Raw genomic sequence first — 18,426 nt, 5'->3', positions numbered from 1 at the left:
GCTAACCGTGGCCTCAGGCCACGGCTTTCGTATCGGCGGAGGCCAGGGCGGCTTCCAGCATCTGGGCATCCTGCGGCTGCAGCAGGCGGTCGACGTCGAGCAGGAGCACCATGCGCTCGCCCACGGACGTCAGGCCCTTCAGGTATTCGGTATCCACGGTGGTGCCCATGTCCGGCACGGGACGGATGCCCGAGGGGGACACTTCGACCACGTCGGAAACGGCATCCACGACCACGCCAAACTGGCGGCCGGCGACCATGACGATCACGCAGACGGTGGTGGCGGTGTATTCCTCGCGGGCCAGCCCAAAGCGCAGGCGCAGGTCCAGCACGGGCACGATGGCGCCACGGAGGTTCAGCACGCCCAGCACGTAGCCGGGGGCCTGGGGGATGCGGGTGACCGGCGTCCAGCCACGGATCTCGCGAACGGCGAGGATATCGACGCCGTATTCCTCGTTGCCGAGGTTGACGGTCAGGTACTGCGCGGCTTCATCGGCCACGGTGGCGGTGCTGGCTGGCTGGTTCATTGTGTTCCCACTGCGGATCGGTGCGGCGGTTCGGGACCCCTCAAAGGGGTATCGACCGGGAAATCCAGATCTTGAGTGGAAATTTTTTGCCGAAAACCAACCATGTAGGATCCCACGCTGTGGGCGACGCCGTTCGCGACAGCGCCTCAGGGCCTGTCGCGATGGGGCGAGAAGATGTCGCCCACAGGGTGGGCTCCTACCGGTCAGGCGGCCTTGCGGCGACCCTGCATGCGGACCAGGCCGGTAATGTCGGTGATCAGGGCCACCGAGCCATCGGCCAGGATGGTGGCGCCGGAAATACCGGCCACACGGCGGTAATTGGCTTCCAGGGACTTCACCACGGCCTGCTGCTGGCCGATCAGCTCGTCCACGAACAGGCCGATGCGAGTGCCCTCGCCTTCCACCACGATGACGATGCCCTCATCGACGGCACGGCGGGTACCGCTGCAGCCGAACACATCGTAGAGGCGGATGATCGGCAGCCACTCGTCGCGGAAGCGGAACAGCTCGCCGCCGCCGACCACGCTGCGCAGCGCATCGGGTTTGACCTGCACCGATTCCACGATGGAAACCAGCGGCACGATGTAGGTTTCCTCGCCCACCGCGGCGGTGAGGCCATCGATGATGGCCAGCGTGAGCGGCAGGGTGATGGTGAACGTCGTGCCTTGCCCGTGCTTGCTGGAAATGGCGACGGTGCCGCCCAGGTCCATGACGTTGCGGCGGACCACATCCATGCCCACGCCACGGCCCGAGAGATCGGTGGTGGCGGCGGCGGTGGAGAAGCCCGCTTCAAAAATGAGTTCGGCGACCTGGTCATCGCTCATGCCATCGCCCGAGGCGATGATGCCGCGCTGTACGGCCTTGGCCACGATGGCATCACGGTTCAGGCCCGCGCCGTCGTCGCCTACTTCCACCACGATGGAGCCGCCACGGTGGAAGGCCTCCATGCGCAGCGTGCCGGTATCGCCCTTGCCGGCGGCCTGGCGCTTGGCCGGCACTTCCAGGCCATGGTCGATCGCGTTGCGCACGAGGTGGACCAGCGGATCGCCGATCTTCTCGAGCACGGTCTTGTCCAGTTCGGTGCCTTCGCCACGCAGGTCGAGCACCACTTTCTTGTCCAGCTTCTGCGCCAGGTCGCGGACCAGGCGCGGGAAGCGATTGAACACCGTGCTGATCGGCAGCATGCGGATGCTCATCACGCTTTCCTGCAGCTCGCGCGTGTGGCGGCCGAGCTGGGCCAGGCCCTGGCGGAGCATTTCCAGCTGGGCGTCGGAAACGCCATCGTGGAACTGGCTGAGCATGGACTGGGTGATCACCAGCTCGCCGACCAGGTTGATCAGCGTATCGATCTTTTCGATACCCACGCGGACCGAGCTGGCCTCGCTGTTGGTGGCCACATCACGCACGGCGCGCGGTGCGGCGGCTGCGGCGGGCGCAGCGGGTGCGGCCACGGCAGGCGCAGGCGCCGCCGCAACACGCGGGGTAATCGTGAGGTCGCAATCGCCATCCACCCAATCGAACACGCCTTCCACCGCGGCGCGCTTGGCACCGGCGGAGAGACCGAGCGTGTAGGCAAGGTAAGACGACGAAGGATCCATATCCTTCAGCGAAGGCAGCGTCGAGACATCGGCGCTCACGGTGAGCGGGCCCATGGCCTCGAGCTCGCGGAACATGCGCGCCGGGTCGTTGCCCGTCTTCAGCAGGTAATCGAAGGGGCGGAACGCGATGTCCCACCCTTCGATGGTTTCGGCGGGTGCGGCAGCCTTCGCGGCCGCGGCGCCCGGTGCGGCGGTGCCGCCCGAAACCATGGCCGACAGCTCGGCGAGTAACGCCTGGCTTTCCGCCGTGGCACCCGGCTGGCCCGCCATCTGCAGCGAAAGCATGTCGCGGATGATGTCGCCCGAGCGGAGCAGCAGCTCCACCACGGCCTTTTCCATCGGGCGGCGGCCGCTACGGACCTCGTCCATCAGGTTTTCGGCCACGTGGGTGAACGCGGCGACATCGTTGAAGCCGAACGTGGCCGAGCCGCCCTTGATCGAGTGGGCGGCGCGGAACACGACGTTGATCAGTTCCGGATCGTCCGCGCCCTCATCCAGCGCGAGCAGCGCCTGCTCCATGGCGTCGAGGCCATCGAGGCTCTCCTCGTGGAACGCCTTGTGGAATTGCGCCAGATCGACTTTGGACATGGGAAAACCCTGGAATAAACCGGAACGTTTGGATCAGTGGATTAACCGAGCACGCGGGCCACGGTGGCCAGCAGCTGGTCGGGATCGAACGGCTTCACCAGCCAACCCGTCGCGCCGGCGGCCTTGCCTTCCATCTTCTTGTTCGTGTCCGACTCGGTGGTGAGCATGAGGATGGGCACGCCGCTGTAGCCCGCACGGGTGCGGATTTCGCGAACCATCGTGATGCCGTCCATCACCGGCATGTTCACGTCGGCCAGGATCAGGTCGTACTTGTTCGCGGCCGCGGTATCGAGCGCGTTCTGGCCGTTATCGGCCTCGTCCACGTCATGGCCGGCGCCACGCAGGGTGAATGCCACCATGCTGCGCATGGAAGCCGAGTCGTCTACCGCAAGAATCTTAGCCATCGGTCTGCTCTACCTTCAGTTCACGCCGGCTGGCGCCGGCAGTTCAATCAATGCATTAAGCCCCAGCACCGTGACGCCACGGCGAAGGGTATCGCTGGCACCCAGCCAGGCCACCGGCACGCTGGCCGCGCGGGCATCGCGGCTGAACGCCGCCAGCACCTGCAGGGCCGCCGTATCCACCTGCGCCACCGCGGCGCCATCGAGCTGCACCGCTTTGCCGGCCTCGAGGGCCGCCAGCAGGCTATCGCGCAGGGCCGGAGCCGCGCCGATACGCAGGTCCGCTTCCAGCGCGAGCGGCGCCGGGGTTGCGTCTTGGGTGGGTTTCTTCGCCATGGTTCTACCGTGCCCGGGGGGTCGTTCGAATGGCTTATCGGCCCTTGGGGGGAAAGCTTTAGGCAATGGTTGCGCGATGCACCGGGCGATATATCGCGGACGGGGTCAGGCGGCCGCCGCCAGGCTGTCGAAGGTGGCGAGGAGTTCATCGAAGGCCTGGGCCATGGCATCGGATGCCAGGAAGGCCGTGCCCTGCAGCGGCAGGAAGTGCAGCGTGTGCAGCCCGATACACCCCAGGGCTGCCGTGAGGTAAGGCCGCAGGAAATCCGGCTGGTTGGCGCGATCGCCGGCGAAGAAACCGCCAGATGCCACGGCGATGTACACCGGCCGGTCCTTCAATAGACCGATCTTCTTGCCCTGGCCCGCGGCAGTGAACGTGCGTTCAAAGCGAAGGACCTGGTCGATCCACGCCTTCAACACCGATGGCACGGTGAAATTGTTCATCGGCGTACCGATGACCACGATGTCAGCCCGCTCAAGCTCGGCGATGATCTGCTCGGAAAGCTCAAGCGCCTCGCTGTCCTGACCATGTATCAGCGCCTCCGGCGACGACAGGATCCGCGCGTACTCCTCCTCCGCGTGCGGAATGGGGAACCGCCCCAGGTCACGGCGCACGACGGTCGCGGAAGGCTGCGAATCCAACATCCGGTCCACGATGCCGGCGGAGAGCGCCCGGCTAAACGACTCGGGACGCGGGCTGCAATCGATATGCAGGATCTTCATTGGTGGGTCTCCAGGGAGTAGGAAAGCGATGCCGGCGCCGCGACGATCATGCGTACGCAACGGTCAGGGCGTTGAAGCGGTTCATCAGCTCGATGGCAAAGCAGAGTCCTTCGATCGCCGCACGGGTGAAGCGATCCGCGAGTAGCGCGCGCACGTCCGCCAGCGCTACAGCGCCTGGCTGAAATGCATGCCACGGGCGAGCAGTCCCTGGCGGAAATAGAAGCGTTGGCCCAGTGCGTTCGCCAGCGCGGTATCCAGCACCAGGAACGCGCAGCCTTGCCGGCGGCCTTCCTCGCGAAGTTCGGCAAGCAGGTCCCCACCAAGGCCTTGCCCACGGGTTGCTTCGCTGGCGACCAGGTCATCCACGTAGAGGAACCGGCCATACAGCAGGTTCTCCATGATCCGGTAACCGGCCAGCGCCACCGCCCTCTCGCGATGCCATGCCGCCAGCAGTCGGTAGCCTTGCGCAGCCTGGCGCCGCGCCCTCATCGCAAACGTCGCGGCATCGGGCAAGTGGGGGCGCAGTTCATGCATGACCTCGAAACAGGCCTGGTAATCCTGGTCCGTTTCGATGTGACCGATCAGATAGGTATCCACGGGAGTTCCTTGTTGTCCGTGGCCTACGGTAGGAGACTGATGTCCCATGGCATAGGTGCAAGAATGGGATTTATGACTAGGACATCGACGAAAGGCCTTGGCGCGCTCACGCCCCTCCGCGACCACGGCGCGCCCATGTACCTGCAGCTCTACCACCACGTACGCGACGCGATTGCGGCTGGCCGGCTCAACCCGGGGGACCGGGTGCCATCGGTCCGGGCGCTGTCCAGCGAGACGGGGCTGGCGCGAGGCACCGTGGAGATGGCATTCCAGGTCCTGGTCAGCGAGGGTTACCTGCTGACCCGGGGTGCTGCGGGGACCGTGGTTGCGCCTGGGCTCGGCACGCTTAGCGAAAGCGTCCCGCCGGTAAGCACCTCACCGGCGACGGAACGTGGGCCGGCAACCGCGTTCGCCGAAACGGGCATGGCACCATTCCAGTTGGGCCTGCCTGCCCTCGATGCCTTCCCGCGAAAGACCTGGGCACGCCTCTGTGGCCGCCACCAGCGCAACCTGCACACCTCGGCCATGACCTACCCCGATCCGTCCGGACATGAGCCGTTGCGCCGCGCCATCGCTACGTACCTCGGCATTTCGCGCGGCATCGCATGCACGCACGAGCAGGTGTTCGTCACGACCGGCTACCGCGGTGCGCTTGATCTCGTCCGGCGAACGTTGCTTTCGGCCGGTGATACGGGCTGGTACGAAGATCCCGGCTACCTGCTCGCGCGGATCTTCCTGGAGCGTGCCGGCTTCCGCCTGGCACCGGTGCCCGTCGACGACGACGGCCTGGTGGTCGAGGAAGGCGTTCGCCGCGCCGGTAACGCAAGGTTCGCCGTGGTGACACCCACGCACCAGAGCCCGATGGGCATGGCGCTCTCCCTGCCCCGGCGGCTGGAACTGCTCGACTGGGCCAGCCAGCGCAAGGCGTGGATCATCGAGGACGACTACGACAGCGAGTTCCGTTACCACGGTCGCCCCCTGCCCGCGCTGAAAAGCCTGGATCACGATGACCGGGTGCTCTACACGGGCACGTTCAGCAAAGTGCTCATCCCTGGGCTCCGGCTGGCGTACCTGGTGGTGCCTGCGTCGCTGGTGGGCACGTTCAAGGATGAGGTGACGCACCTGTCCGGCCCGGGTTCCATCGTGCCGCAGGCAATGATCACGGACTTCATGGCGCAGGGTCATTTTTCCCGGCACCTGCGCAAGATGCGTACGCTTTACGCCGCCCGGCGCGGCTACGTGGTGGATGCCCTGGCCGAGGTGCTCGGTGACCGGCTGTACGTACAGCCGCAAGCGGGCGGTATCCACATCCTTGCGCATTTGAAGGGGCGGGAGAGCGACCGGCGCCTCACGGCGGCGGCCGCCGCGAAGGGCATGGCCATCCGCGCACTGAGCGACTGGCGTGTCGGCAAGGCAGCGCATGGCGGGTTGTTGTTGGGATTTGCTAACTTCATGCATGCCGACGCGGCGGCGGAAGCCGTGCGGCGCCTGCGCGAGATATGGCCGGCGCGATAAATGCCGGGCCCTTTCGCGGCCCCATTCGAGTGCGCGCTAACCATCTTGGTACAGCGAACATGCGCAAAGTTGGTCCTTTTGCAGCGCAAATGCCGGGCCCATCCTGCTGTGCTCCCCTTCCCCGGCGCTGCCCCGATGGCCCAACCATGTCGCATCGCGTTGTCTGGCGTTACCGCCGCGACGCTCCTCCTACTCGCCGCGTGCCACCCTTCAGCCAACGGGCCAGCGGCATCGGCACCGCCTGACGTTGGCATCGCCTCGCTGGTCACCCGCCCCATAAGGGCTGCGGATGAATTCAACGGCCGGCTCGAGGCAATCCAGTCAGTCGAGATACGCCCGCGGGTCAGCGGGTACATCGATCGCATCGCGTACACCGAAGGCGCCGAGGTGAAGGCCGGCGACCTGCTGTTTGTGATCGACCCGCGCCCTTACCGCGATGCGTTGAGTACCGCACAGGCTCAGCTGGAAAGCGCACGCGCCGCATCGCGACTCGCGCAGAGCCGGTTCGCACGGGCCAGCAAGCTCGTGGAAACGCACTACATCTCCCGCGAGGATTTCGACACAAGCAAGGCCACGCTGGATCAGTCCTCGGCGGATGTGCACAGCGCCGAAGCCGCCGTGGCCACGGCGAGCCTCAACCTTGCGTTCACCCAGGTGCGTGCACCGGTTGCGGGCCGCGCGGGTCGCGCCCTGCTCACGCTGGGCAACCTCGCCCGGGTCGACGACAGTCTGCTCACCACCGTGGTATCGCAGGACGAGATGTACGTTTACTTCGATTGCGACGAGCACAGCTACCTGCGCTACGGCAGCGGTACCGACCATTCGGCCACCGCGCACATCGCACTGGCCGACGAGGATGGCTTCCCGCGCACGGCCAGGGTCGATTTCCTGGATAACCGCCTTGACCCGGCCACCGGTACGATCCGTGCGCGCGCGATCGTTCCCAACCCGGGCCACACGCTCACCCCCGGCCTGTTTGCCCGCGTGCGTTTTGAAAGCGGCGCACCTGTCGATACGCGGCTGATCGACGAGAAAGCGGTACTCACCGACCAGGACCGCCGTTACGTGTACGTGGTCGATGGCAAAGGCCAGGCCGTGCGCAAGGAAATCACGATTGGGCGAGCCATCGCAGGCATGCGTGTAGTGACTGCGGGCCTGGACGATACGGACAAGGTGATCGTCACGGGCGCACAAAAGGTGTTTTATTCCGGCATGCCTGTGCATGCGGTGCCCACTCCGCCTGTGGCACCCGCGGCGGATGCCACGGCGCTCGCGACGCACGAGGCACACTGACGATGGACTTCTCCAAGTTTTTCATCGACCGGCCGATCTTCGCCATCGTCCTCTCCGTGATCATTTTTGCCGCCGGCCTCATTGCCATTCCCTTGTTGCCCGCCGGCGAATACCCCGAGGTGGTGCCCACCAGCGTGGTGGTTCGAGCCACCTACCCGGGCGCCAACCCCAAGGAGATTGCCGACTCGGTGGCCGTACCGCTGGAGGAGGCCATCAACGGCGTCGAGGGCATCATGTACATGAAGTCCGTCGCCAGCTCGGATGGCAGCCTGCAGCTGACGGTCACGTTTAATCCCGGCATTGATGGCGATACGGCCGCGGTCCGCGTGCAGAACCGTGTCGCGCAGGCGCAGAGTCGCTTGCCCGACGATGTCCGCCTGTTCGGCGTCACCACGCAGAAGCAATCACCCACGCCGCTCATGTACGTGAGCGTGGAATCGACCGACCGCCGCTTCGATCGGTTATATCTCCGCAACTACCTGACCCTGCACGTCAAGGATGAACTCTCACGTCTTCCCGGCATTGGCGATGTCGGTCTCTACGGGTCCGGCGATTACGCCATGCGCCTGTGGCTGGACCCGCGCAAACTCGCCGCCCGTGGGCTCACCGCCAGCGATGTGGTCAACGCGGTGCGCGAACAGAACGTGCAGGTATCCGCGGGGCAGCTCGGCGCGGAGCCTTCGCCGAAGAAGAGCGACTTCCTGGTGTCGATCAACGTCCGGGGCCGGCTGCGCAGCCCCGAAGAGTTTGGCGACGTCGTCCTGAAGAACGATGACCAGGGCCGTGTCGTTCGCATCGCCGACGTGGCCCGCGTGGAGCTGGGCTCGAGCGACTATACGACGCGGACCAGTGTCGACGGCCACGAGAGCACCAGCGTCGGCATCTTCCTGACGCCGGGCGCCAACTCGCTGGCGGTGGCCAGCGCCGTGTATGCGAAGTTCAATGAGCTCGCGAAGTCGTTCCCGCCGGGTGTCACCTGGCGGCCGGTGTGGGATCCCACGGTGTTCGTCCGCGAATCCATCGATGCGGTGGGCCATACCTTGCTGGAAGCAGTATTGCTGGTCGTCCTTGTCGTCATTCTCTTCCTGCAGAGTTGGCGCGCATCGATCATCCCGCTGGTCGCCGTGCCGGTATCGATCGTCGGTACGTTCGCCTGGCTCCTGCTGCTCGGCTACTCCATCAATACGCTGACGTTGTTTGGGTTGGTCCTCGCCATTGGCATCGTGGTCGACGATGCGATCGTCGTGGTCGAGAACGTGGAGCGCTACATCGAACAAGGCATGTCGCCGCGTGATGCCGCGCATCAAGCCATGCGCGAGGTATCGGGCCCCATCATCGCGATCGCCCTGGTGCTCTGTGCGGTGTTCGTGCCGATGGCGTTCCTCTCGGGTGTCACCGGCGAGTTTTACAAGCAGTTCGCGGTCACCATCGCCATCTCCACCGTGATCTCGGCCATCAACTCACTCACGTTGTCACCGGCCCTGGCCGCCAAGCTGCTCCGCGGCCACGATGCGCCAAAGGATGGGCTGACCCGTGGCATGGATCGCGTGCTGGGCGGGTTCTTCCGCGGGTTCAACCGGTTCTTCGCCCGTTCGTCAGAGGGCTACCACGGCGTTGTCGGGCGTACGCTCGGCCGGCGCGGCGTCATCTTTGCCGTGTACGCCGCGCTGCTCTTCGCGGCCGGCGTGCTGTTCCAGGTCGTGCCCGGCGGTTTTATACCGACCCAGGACAAGCTGTACCTGTTCGCCGGCGCGAAGCTTCCCGAGGGGGCATCGCTCGCCCGCACGGCCGACGTCACCAAAACCATCAGCGACCTCGCCAGTAGTGTCGATGGCGTGTTGATGACGAACGGGTACGCGGGCTTGAACGCGCTGCAGGCCACCAACACCCCGAACCAGACCGCCTCGTACGTCATCCTGAAACCGTTCGGCGAACGTACGCGCTCTGCCGCGGCTATTGCGGCAGAGCTCTCGGGCAAGCTCGCCAGCATCAAGGATGGGTTCGCCTACGCGTTGCAGCCACCGCCCATCCAGGGCCTCGGCAACGGTTCGGGCTATTCGCTGTACCTGGAGGATCGTGGCGGGCTGGGCTACGGCGCACTACAGGAGGCCGTGAACGCCTTCCAGGCCGAGGTCGCCAAGACGCCAGGCATGACGTTCCCCGTGACCAGCTACCAGGCCAACATCCCCCAGCTGGAGGTGAAGGTCGATCGGCAGAAGGCCAAGGCGCAGGGCGTCGCGCTCACCGACCTGTTCGATACCTTGCAGGTTTACCTGGGTTCCGCGTACATCAACGACTTCAACCTCTATGGCCGCGTGTACCGCGTGATGGCGCAGGCCGACGCGGAGTTCCGCCAGCAGACGGCGGATATTGGCAACCTGTACACGCGTAACAACGCCGGTGGCATGGTGCCCATCAGCTCCATGGTGACAGTCACCCCTACCTACGGCCCCGATCCGGTCATTCGCTACAACGGCTACCCGGCGGCGGACATCATAGGCGATACCGACCCACGAATCCTTTCGTCGGGCCAGGCCATCGCCACGCTGCAGGCGATCGCCAGCAAGGTGCTACCGCGCGGCATCACGCTCGAATGGACCGACCTTAGCTACCAGCAGGTGACCCAGGGCCATGCGGCGGCCGTGGTGTTCCCGGTCTCGATCCTGCTGGTGTTCCTTGTGCTGGCCTCGCTCTACGAGAGCTGGACGCTGCCGTTGGCGGTGATCCTGATCGTGCCGGTGTGCCTGTGTGCCGCGCTGTTCGGTGTGTGGCTCACCGGCGGCGATAACAACGTGTTCGTGCAGGTCGGCCTGGTGGTGCTGATGGGCCTGGCCTGCAAGAACGCCATCCTTATCGTGGAGTTCGCCCGCGAACTGGAGATCCACGGGGCCAGCACGGTCGATGCGGCGCTGGAAGCATGCAAGCTCCGCCTGCGGCCCATCGTCATGACCTCCATCGCGTTTATCGCGGGCTCGGTACCGCTTCTGCTTGGCCACGGCGCCGGCAGCGAGGTGCGCGCAGCGACGGGCGTCACGGTGTTCGCCGGCATGCTTGGCGTCACGTTGTTCGGGTTGTTCCTGACGCCGGTGTTTTACGTGGCTTTGCGTAAGGTTGCCGGAACGACGCCCGCAACCTGGGTGGAGCTTGAACAGCACTAAGCTCGCGTGTGGTGACTGGCGGGAGCCCGAAAGGGCTCCCGCCGCAGCGCTTCAATGTACCCGCGGCGGCAGGATCAACATCGCATCGCCATAGCTGAAGAAGCGATACCGCTGCAGGACCGCGTAGCGGTATGCATCGAGGATCACTTCCTTGCCGGCCAGTGCGGAGACCAGCATGAGCAGGGTCGATTGCGGCAGGTGGAAGTTGGTGACCAGCGCATCGACGCTGGTGATCTTGTAGCCGGGGAAGATGAAGATCTGGGTTTCGCCGGCGAACGGGCGCAGCACGCCCTCAACGGTGGCGCTTTCCAGCGCGCGCACGACGGTGGTGCCCACCGCGATGACACGACCACCGGCGGCGCGGGTGGCGCGAATCTTTTCAACCAGCTCCGCACCCACGTTCAGCCACTCGCGGTGCATGACGTGGTCCTGCACGTTCTCCGCGCGCATGGGCTGGAAGGTGCCTGCGCCGACGTGCAACGTGACGTAGCCGAAATCCACGCCCTTGTTGCGCAGCTTTTCCAGCAGCGCTTCATCGAAATGCAGGCCGGCGGTGGGTGCGGCAACCGCGCCAGGCTCGCGCGCGAACACAGTCTGGTAGCGCTCCATGTCCGAGGCATCGGCACCACGCTCGATGTACGGCGGCAGCGGCATCTCGCCCAGGCGGCTGAGCAGGCGTTCCAGCGGCTCCTCGATCTCGAAGCGCAGCATGAAGAATTCGCCGTCGCGGCCCATCACGGTGATGTGGGTGCCGTCGGCCAGCTCGATGATGCCGCCCTCCTTCGGCTTCTTGCTGACGCCCAGCTGGGCGCGCGCCTCGCGAGCGCCGGTGACGCGCTCGATCAGGATCTCGACCGCGCCGCCGGTGTCCTTGCGGCCGTACAGGCGCGCGGGCAGCACGCGGGTGTCGTTGAACACCAGCAGGTCGCCGGGCTGGATCAGGTCCGGCAGGTCGTAGAACTTCCGGTTCGCCTTCGAGCGCGCTTCCACATCCACCACCAGCAGCCGGCTGCCCGAGCGCCGCTCGAGCGGCGCCTGGGCGATCAGGTCGGGTGGTAGATCGAAGTCAAAATCGGATTTCTTCACGTCACTGGCCGGGGGAACAGACGGGGGCCTGGGATTATGGCGCAATCCGGCCCCGGCGGCGCCGGATGACCACCCAGGCCAGCCCGCCCACGACGGCCAGGCCCAGGCCGATCTCCAGCGGCAGCCAGCGGCGGATGACGTGTTTCACGGCCGCCGCCTGATGGGCCCGCTTCAGGGTCCGGGCCCGGTCAAAGTCGGGTTCCTCGCAGCTCCAGCCGAAATCCCCGGCCCATTCGACGTACGGACCCTGCTTCACGTACCGCTCGTAGTACTGCCCGGCGCGGCGCTGGCGTTCGTTGGGCGCCTTGCCCTCCTCGCCATCGGCGGCCTGGTTGTAGTCCGGCGGGCCCTCGAGCATCCAGTGCGTGGCCTGGCACAGCGTGGCGGCGAAGGCCTGGGAACGGGGTGGCAACAGGTCGGCCGCCGACACGGCCTTGTCGGCGGCTAGGTAGCGGTAGTGCAGGCGGTAATCCGGGCTGGATACGCTCGCGTTGAAGCGCTGGCGTTCGCCATCGGTAACGTCGGGGCCTTTCAGGGATTCGGCAGTCTGCCCGCTTCCGCCCTGGTAGCTGCCGCCGTTATCAAAGAAATCGGGGCTTTGTTCGTACCCCAGCAACTCCATGCCGTCGTCGCGGGCGATCTTCGCGGCGGCATAGCGTGCCTGGGCTTTGCCGATGTCCGTCCAGGCGCTGTCGCTCTCGTGTATCGCGTCGGCATAGGCTTTCGCCCTGGCCGCCAGGTCGACATCGCCGAAGCGCTTGTCGCCCGCCGCGGGGAAATAGGGATACGCATCGTCATACCGCCCAGCGCGCATGAGCCGGCGGGCGAGCAGATAGCGCAGGCGGTCGTCGATGCCCGTGGTGGCATACGCCGATCGCTGGTCGTTAGCCGCCGGTGCTGGCGAATACGCCGGCGCGTGTCCATCGACGAAGGTCTTCAGCTCATCGACGGTGAGTACGCGTTCAGCGACGTAAGCAGCATCGTTGCCATAGCCGATGCCCGAACCGCTGAGTTCTTCGTAGGTGTTGCCATCGCCGCCCACGGCCTTCGCCGCTTCGTACAGCCGCGTCATCGCCTCGGTGTACTCCCCGCGCGAAAGCGCCAACACACCGCGCTCGCCCATCAGCAGATGGACATTGCCGGCCTCCAGCGGGGCCTTCGGATCATCGGCCTTCGGGAAGGCCTTCGCGGCCGCAGCGTACGCATCGGCCGCGGCCGCACGGTCACCCTTACGCAGCGCCAGCTTGGCACGCACCCAGCTCGCCAGCGGGCCATCGGCCTTCGCCAGCAGTTTCTCGGCATCGTCGTAACGGCCAAGCTCATAGCTCAGCGAGGCCAGGCGATCGGCGGACGCGACCTTGTCGGTGCCGTTGGCCAGGATCGCGTCGACCAGTTGGGTGAGCGCAGGCATCGGTTTGCCATCACCGGTCTGTGGCGCCACGCGGGCAAGCGCATAAGCCACCAGCAGGCGCTGCGACACCGGGCCATCGATGATCGCCGCGGCCTGCCCGTCGTTGGAAAGCACGGAGGCAGCGATGGCGGAAAGCGAATCCACCGCCTGGCCTGAGCCATGCCCTGCCTGCGCGGCATAAAGCGCGATAGCGTGTTTGAGATCGGCCGGTGCCACATCGGCGGTGCATGCGTCGTTGCGGGCGAACGCGACCCAGCCGCATAGCATCTTATCGACAAAAAGGCTTAACCGTGCTTCCTCACCAAAGCTTGCGACACCCAATCCCTGCGCATCCGTGGCGCCCGCAAGAACGCGGGCGCGGGTTTGCTGGAAGGCCTTCGCCGCGGCCTCGCGCGCACCCGCAAACGCAGGCGTCCCCGCAGCCTTGATCGCACGCAACGCCTGCACCTTGCCCAGCATGTAAGCCGCCCACGCGCCGCGCGCCTTCGACTGTTCCGGCGGCAGCGCCAGCACTTGTTCGAAGCTGGCCTGCGCGGCATCGAGCGACACCGTATCGAAGGTCGTGCACACGGGATGTTCGGTGGGTTCACCCGAGTCGTTATCGTCCGGCGTAGGTGGGCATGCCGCCGTGGCCAGGGTGTAGTCCACCGCTCCAGCGGTGTAGCGCCGCACATCCTCAGGCAAGCCCTCGCCTGCCGCGTACGCGGCACTGCCCGAGGCGGAACCCATCACGCTCTTCACCCTGGCCGCCTGGCCGGCCGGCAAGTCCGGCCGTACGGGTGCATCGCCCCAGCGTGGCGTTTCCACCGCCTCCAGCGCGTCTGCACCTGGCAGCAGATGCTGCGCCTCGAAGGTGAAGGTGTTCTGGGGCGCGGCCTTGAGCGTCCCTGCGCGGTCATCCAGCAGCTGCGTTGGGAATTCCGGACCGCAGGCCCAGGCCACGGCACCGATGGCGGCAAGGGCAAGGCCGGCGGCGAGCGCGTTGTGCTTCATCATGAAACTTGGGTTCCCTGCAGGGTGAGCGTAGTGAAGGTGCCGGGGCGGCAGCGGGCCCAGCCGATGGCGCGCGTCGTATGCGCACGCAACGGCCGGGCCAGGGCGGCCACCAGGATCGGTGTGGTGCTGTTCGGTTCGAGGCGGTAGCCATCGATGCCGTCGGCGAGTTCGCAGCCAGCGGGCAAGGCCACGCGCGCGGGTGCCGCCGCGTCGGCGGCAGCGGGATTCTCCAGCAGCACATCGCTTGCGCCGTTACCCGCATCGCGCAGGTGCAGGCGAAGTGGCGCGCGATCCAGCTGATTGGTGACGACACCACGCCATGTGGCCAGGCTCCACGCGCGCGTATCGTCTGTGGTCGGCAGGCGGAACCAGACGATGCCGGCAAGCCCGCGCGGCCGGTCGGCGGAGAGGTGCTGCACGAACGCAAGCACCGTATCCGCCGACGCATAGAGCTCGGAGGACACAGCGCCCGCCGCAAGCGCGGCCTGTTCGCTTTCCACCGCGAGCAGCGTGCCGTCCTCGTTCCAGCTCACCCGCGATCCGTAGGTAGGCAACGCCACGCGGAATGGCTTGTGCGTGTGCCTGGCGTAGTTCGATACCCAGTTCGCTGCGACATCGGCGTTGAACAGGCCCGCTTGCGGGGCCTGCACGGCGTGTACCTGCAACACCGATTCATCGGGAATGGCGAGCACGGCGTCCAGCTCGGACGAGCCGATCCATGTAGGCAACGCCGTGATCGAAAGCGGCGTCTTGCCCAAGGCAGGTTTCAGGTCGCGCAGGAATGCCGCATACGCAGGCAGGCGCGCCGTCGGGCAGTCGTAATCAATCTCCACGCCCGCCGCTTGCGGCCAGTCCGCGGCGATGCGGGCAATGCGCTCGCGCAAGGCCGCGGCGTCGAACGTCGCCAGCCGTCCATCGATACGCACCACGAGGATGAGGGGCCGCCCCGAGGCCGCCAGGCTCTCCCGATCAGGGGCGAACACCTGGAAGCGGCCATCGCGTGATGCCTGTGCCACCAGCACCCGCCAGTCGCGGACGACATCGTGGGAGGCATCGACCGCGCTGCGCAATGAAGGCGTCCATTGGCGCTGCCAGATGTATGCATCGTGGGTGAGCGGCGCAGGCGCGCGGCCGCAGGCTATGAGCAGCGCGATCGCGAACGCCAGTGCTGAAAAACGAACGATGGGCGCCAATCCGGTGGCCTTACGGGTATAGGTGATCGCACAGGAGCATCGCGCGCAAGCGCGCTACCACAGGGGCGTGGTGGCGCGATTATAGCCAGCCTTTCTGGCGGGCCAGGCGGTAGGCCTCGATGCGGTTGGCAGCGCCGAGCTTGCCGATGGCCTCGGAGAGGTAGTTGCGTACGGTGCCGTGCGAGAGGTTGAGCTGGGTGCCGATGTCGCTGGCGGACTGCCCTTCCCCGGCAAGGCGCAGCACCTGGCGCTCACGGTCGTTCAGGGGGTCTGCTTCGGACCATGCTTCCAGTGCGAGCTGCGGATCGATCGCGCGGCCACCGCGGTGGACCAGGCGCAGCGATTCGGCGAGGTTTTCGGCCGGGGCATCCTTGAGCAGGTAGCCACTAACGCCCGCATCCAGCGCGCGGCGCAGGAAGCCCGGGCGGGCGAAGGTCGTGACGATCACCACCTTGATCTGCAACTCGTGGCGGTGCACGCGCTGGGCGATCTCCAGCCCGGTGAGGCCCGGCATTTCGATATCGGTGACCAGCACGTCCGGCTTCAGGCGCTGCAGTTCGCGCCAGGCGGATTCACCATCGGCCGCGGAGCCCAGCACTTCGATATCCGATTCCAGGTTGAGCAGCGCAGAGAGTGCACCGCGCACCATGGCTTGATCTTCAGCCAGAAGGACGCGGATCATGCGGAACGCTCCGTCAACGCGGGCACGAGGGCCAGCGCAATCTGCAACTGCGTACCCTGCTTCACGGGTGATTCGATGGCGAGACGCCCGCCGATCTGACTGACTCGCTCGCGCATGCCCGATACCCCGTTGCCATGCGCGGCGAGGCCGCCGCATCCGTTATCCGTGATTCGCATCGAGAAATCCTGTCCGTTTCGGGTAATGGTGACGCACGCCTCGGTGGCACGCGAGTGGCGATGGATGTTGGTGACGGCTTCGCGGAGTACCAGGGCGAGCGCAGCTTCGGCCTTGGGCGGCAGCTCCATGCGTTCGGGTGTCACGACGCTGAGGGAAATGCCCGATGCTTCGAGCATAAGCCGCGCAGAAATAAGCTCACTGTTGAGGTCGCCGGCGCGCATGCCGGTCACGGCGCTGCGCACCTCACCCAGCGTGTGGCGAGCGACTCGCTCTACTTCTTCCATTTCCTGCTGGGCACGCGCGGGGTCAGCCAAGGCAAGGCGCCGGGCCAGCTCCGACTTGAGGGTGATCAGCGACAACGTGTGGCCCAGCAGGTCATGCAGGTCGCGGCCGATGCGCTCACGCTCGGCCATGCGGGCCAGCCGGCTCACTTCGGCCTGGCTCAGGCGCAGCTGCACATCGCGGCGCGCGCCACGCACGTAAAGGAAGTTGCTGAAGCCTGCCGCAAGACCACCACCGGCGATGATCGCCGCGTGGATCAGCGGCACGTTGAACAGATAGGCCCAGGCGAGGGCGGCCAGCGTGGCGACGACGAGACCGATCAGCCAGACGCGCACGCGCTGGGCATAGGCCAGCAAGGTCACGCCGATCACGACGTAACCCAGGGCCAGCGGATTCACCGGCCACAGGACGAAGCCTACGGCGATGATCGCGCCAGCGTGAAACGGCAGGCGGTTGAGGGGCTGTATGTACACGCCGATATACGCCACCAGATACACCGCGATGGAGATGAGGGTCGGCCCGAACCATGACCAATCAAAACCCTTCAACGCCAGCGGCGCCTGGATGAGCGCGATCAACCAGAACACCTGCAGCCCTGCCTGCCAGCGCAGGTAGGTCGGCGAACGCAGGGTGCCCAGCAGGGAATCGGGCCGTGGGGTCCACCACGCGCTCACGAGGCAAGCCTCCGTGGCTCCTCGGGCAACTCACGCCGGTCGTCGGCCGTCAGCGGTACGCGGATAAGCACCTTGGTGCCCTTGCCCTTTACCGATTCGAAATTCATGGTGCCACCCAGGCCGCGTACACGTTCGCGCATGCCGCACAGGCCATTGCCTTCCGCGCCAGCGGTGCCCCGGCCGTTATCGGCGATACACAAGGTGAGCTCGTTACCCACGACCTGCACCTTCGCATCGGCGGCGGTGGCCTCAGCGTGGCGGTGGATGTTAGTGACGGCTTCACGCAGCACCAGCGCCAGCTGGTTCTCCATGCGTGCGGGAAGTACGGGAACTTCCGTGATGTAATCAAAAGCGATGGATGACGAACCAAGAAGCAGACGCGCAGAAGCCAGTTCCGCTGCAAGGCCGGTGGCACGAATGCCGGTGACCGCGGAGCGCACCTCGGCCAGGGCGTGCCGCGCGACACGCTCGGCCTCCTCCATCTCGCGACGGGCCGCTTCCGTATCGCGATCGAGCAGGCGGCGCGACAATTCCAGTTTCAACGTAATCAGCGAGAGGGTGTGGCCCAGCAGGTCGTGCAGGTCCCGGCCGATACGTTCGCGCTCGGCAGTCGCTGCCAGCCTGCGCACCTCATCGTGGGAGAGTTTGAGTTCCCATTCCTTCTGCCCGTTGATCCGCCAGAGCAGGTTCGCGATGGCGACGAACAGGTACACCATGCCGAGGATGAGCGTCGGCTGCCAGCCCCAGTCGCGCAGGACATTGGCAGCAACAATATAGCCAACAAGTACCGCGACGACACGCGCCACGCACGCCCGGGGCGAACCGGAAAACGCCATGAAGGAACCGGCGAAGATAACGTACGACGTGCCGCCGGCGGAGTTCACGCCCAACGTCGCGTAGCCCAGGAGCGCCATCGCCAGCCCGTACCACGGGGTGTGCCGGCAGGGCCGGATGTACGCCAGTGTGTAGAGCGCCAGGAATGCCGTGAACGAAACGAGGGTGACCCACCACCAGTCACCACTCGTGTTGCCATTGAAGCCGACATCGGCAAACGCCCAGACCACCCACACCAGGTTGAACAGTGAGGCAATGCGCGCCTTGCCCCGGCCTTCCAGGCGACGCCAGAGCGAATCAGGGGCCGGCCTAAACCACGAGGTGGACATGCGCGCTTCCGGGAGGGGGCTGGCAAC

General features: G+C 66.1%; 15 protein-coding genes. 3 read left to right on the top strand and 12 right to left on the bottom strand.

What is annotated here, in order from left to right; all coding sequences use genetic code 11:
- Positions 1-13: 13 nt before the first annotated feature.
- The 6 genes from L2Y97_RS06620 to L2Y97_RS06595 form a co-directional block, all read right to left on the bottom strand.
- Positions 14-526 carry a chemotaxis protein CheW gene (locus L2Y97_RS06620; RefSeq protein ID WP_247434566.1) on the bottom strand — a complete coding sequence of 171 codons (513 nt, stop codon included), beginning with the start codon at positions 524-526 and terminating at the stop codon, positions 14-16.
- A 203-nt stretch (positions 527-729) separates the two neighbouring features.
- Entirely contained in the window at positions 730-2,712 is a 1,983-nt protein-coding gene (locus L2Y97_RS06615) for a chemotaxis protein CheA (RefSeq protein ID WP_247434563.1), read from the bottom strand.
- A 41-nt stretch (positions 2,713-2,753) separates the two neighbouring features.
- The gene (locus L2Y97_RS06610) at positions 2,754-3,116 is read right to left on the bottom strand and encodes a response regulator (protein ID WP_247434560.1); all 363 of its coding nucleotides are present in this window, start codon (positions 3,114-3,116) and stop codon (positions 2,754-2,756) included.
- Positions 3,117-3,131: 15 nt separating this feature from the next.
- Positions 3,132-3,449, bottom strand: a complete 318-nt coding sequence (locus L2Y97_RS06605; RefSeq protein ID WP_247434558.1) for an STAS domain-containing protein — start codon at positions 3,447-3,449, stop codon at positions 3,132-3,134.
- Positions 3,450-3,554: 105 nt separating this feature from the next.
- On the bottom strand, positions 3,555-4,172 hold the full coding sequence (locus tag L2Y97_RS06600) for an FMN-dependent NADH-azoreductase (protein WP_247434555.1): 618 nt from the start codon (positions 4,170-4,172) through the stop codon (positions 3,555-3,557).
- Positions 4,173-4,337: 165 nt separating this feature from the next.
- Entirely contained in the window at positions 4,338-4,769 is a 432-nt protein-coding gene (locus tag L2Y97_RS06595; protein ID WP_247434552.1) for a GNAT family N-acetyltransferase, read from the bottom strand.
- A gap of 72 nt (positions 4,770-4,841) precedes the next feature.
- Here L2Y97_RS06595 and pdxR point away from each other — a divergent pair, with 72 nt between their 5' ends.
- The 3 genes from pdxR (at position 4,842) to L2Y97_RS06580 (ending at position 10,735) form a co-directional block, all read left to right on the top strand.
- Positions 4,842-6,284, top strand: a complete 1,443-nt coding sequence (gene pdxR / locus L2Y97_RS06590) for a MocR-like pyridoxine biosynthesis transcription factor PdxR (RefSeq protein ID WP_247434550.1) — start codon at positions 4,842-4,844, stop codon at positions 6,282-6,284.
- Between the two features lie 135 nt (positions 6,285-6,419).
- Positions 6,420-7,577, top strand: a complete 1,158-nt coding sequence (locus L2Y97_RS06585) for an efflux RND transporter periplasmic adaptor subunit (RefSeq protein WP_247434547.1) — start codon at positions 6,420-6,422, stop codon at positions 7,575-7,577.
- A gap of 2 nt (positions 7,578-7,579) precedes the next feature.
- Complete coding sequence (locus tag L2Y97_RS06580) at positions 7,580-10,735, top strand: efflux RND transporter permease subunit (RefSeq protein WP_247434544.1); 3,156 nt, start codon at positions 7,580-7,582, stop codon at positions 10,733-10,735.
- Between the two features lie 51 nt (positions 10,736-10,786).
- On the opposite strand, the gene queA is transcribed toward L2Y97_RS06580, so the two are convergent.
- From queA to L2Y97_RS06550, 6 genes are all read right to left on the bottom strand, one after another.
- Positions 10,787-11,821 (bottom strand): tRNA preQ1(34) S-adenosylmethionine ribosyltransferase-isomerase QueA, encoded by a 1,035-nt coding sequence (gene queA / locus L2Y97_RS06575; protein ID WP_247434542.1) that lies wholly within the window; start codon positions 11,819-11,821, stop codon positions 10,787-10,789.
- Positions 11,822-11,855: 34 nt separating this feature from the next.
- A complete protein-coding gene (locus L2Y97_RS06570; RefSeq protein WP_247434539.1) occupies positions 11,856-14,228 on the bottom strand; it encodes a hypothetical protein in 2,373 nt (790 codons plus the stop codon).
- Positions 14,225-15,421, bottom strand: coding sequence for a DUF3142 domain-containing protein (locus tag L2Y97_RS06565; RefSeq protein WP_247434536.1), 1,197 nt, complete (start codon positions 15,419-15,421; stop codon positions 14,225-14,227). Before L2Y97_RS06565 ends, L2Y97_RS06570 begins: the two co-directional genes overlap by 4 nt.
- Before the next feature lie 79 nt (positions 15,422-15,500).
- Positions 15,501-16,103 (bottom strand): response regulator transcription factor, encoded by a 603-nt coding sequence (locus tag L2Y97_RS06560; protein ID WP_247434534.1) that lies wholly within the window; start codon positions 16,101-16,103, stop codon positions 15,501-15,503.
- Positions 16,100-17,236 (bottom strand): sensor histidine kinase, encoded by a 1,137-nt coding sequence (locus L2Y97_RS06555; protein WP_247434531.1) that lies wholly within the window; start codon positions 17,234-17,236, stop codon positions 16,100-16,102. The genes L2Y97_RS06560 and L2Y97_RS06555 overlap by 4 nt, the downstream gene beginning before the upstream one ends.
- Positions 17,233-18,399 (bottom strand): sensor histidine kinase, encoded by a 1,167-nt coding sequence (locus L2Y97_RS06550; protein ID WP_247434529.1) that lies wholly within the window; start codon positions 18,397-18,399, stop codon positions 17,233-17,235. The genes L2Y97_RS06555 and L2Y97_RS06550 overlap by 4 nt, the downstream gene beginning before the upstream one ends.
- Positions 18,400-18,426 lie beyond the last annotated feature (27 nt).

This window comes from Luteibacter aegosomatissinici, assembly GCF_023078495.1.
Classification (GTDB): domain Bacteria; phylum Pseudomonadota; class Gammaproteobacteria; order Xanthomonadales; family Rhodanobacteraceae; genus Luteibacter; species Luteibacter aegosomatissinici.
This window is presented reverse-complemented; position numbering and strand designations above follow the sequence as displayed.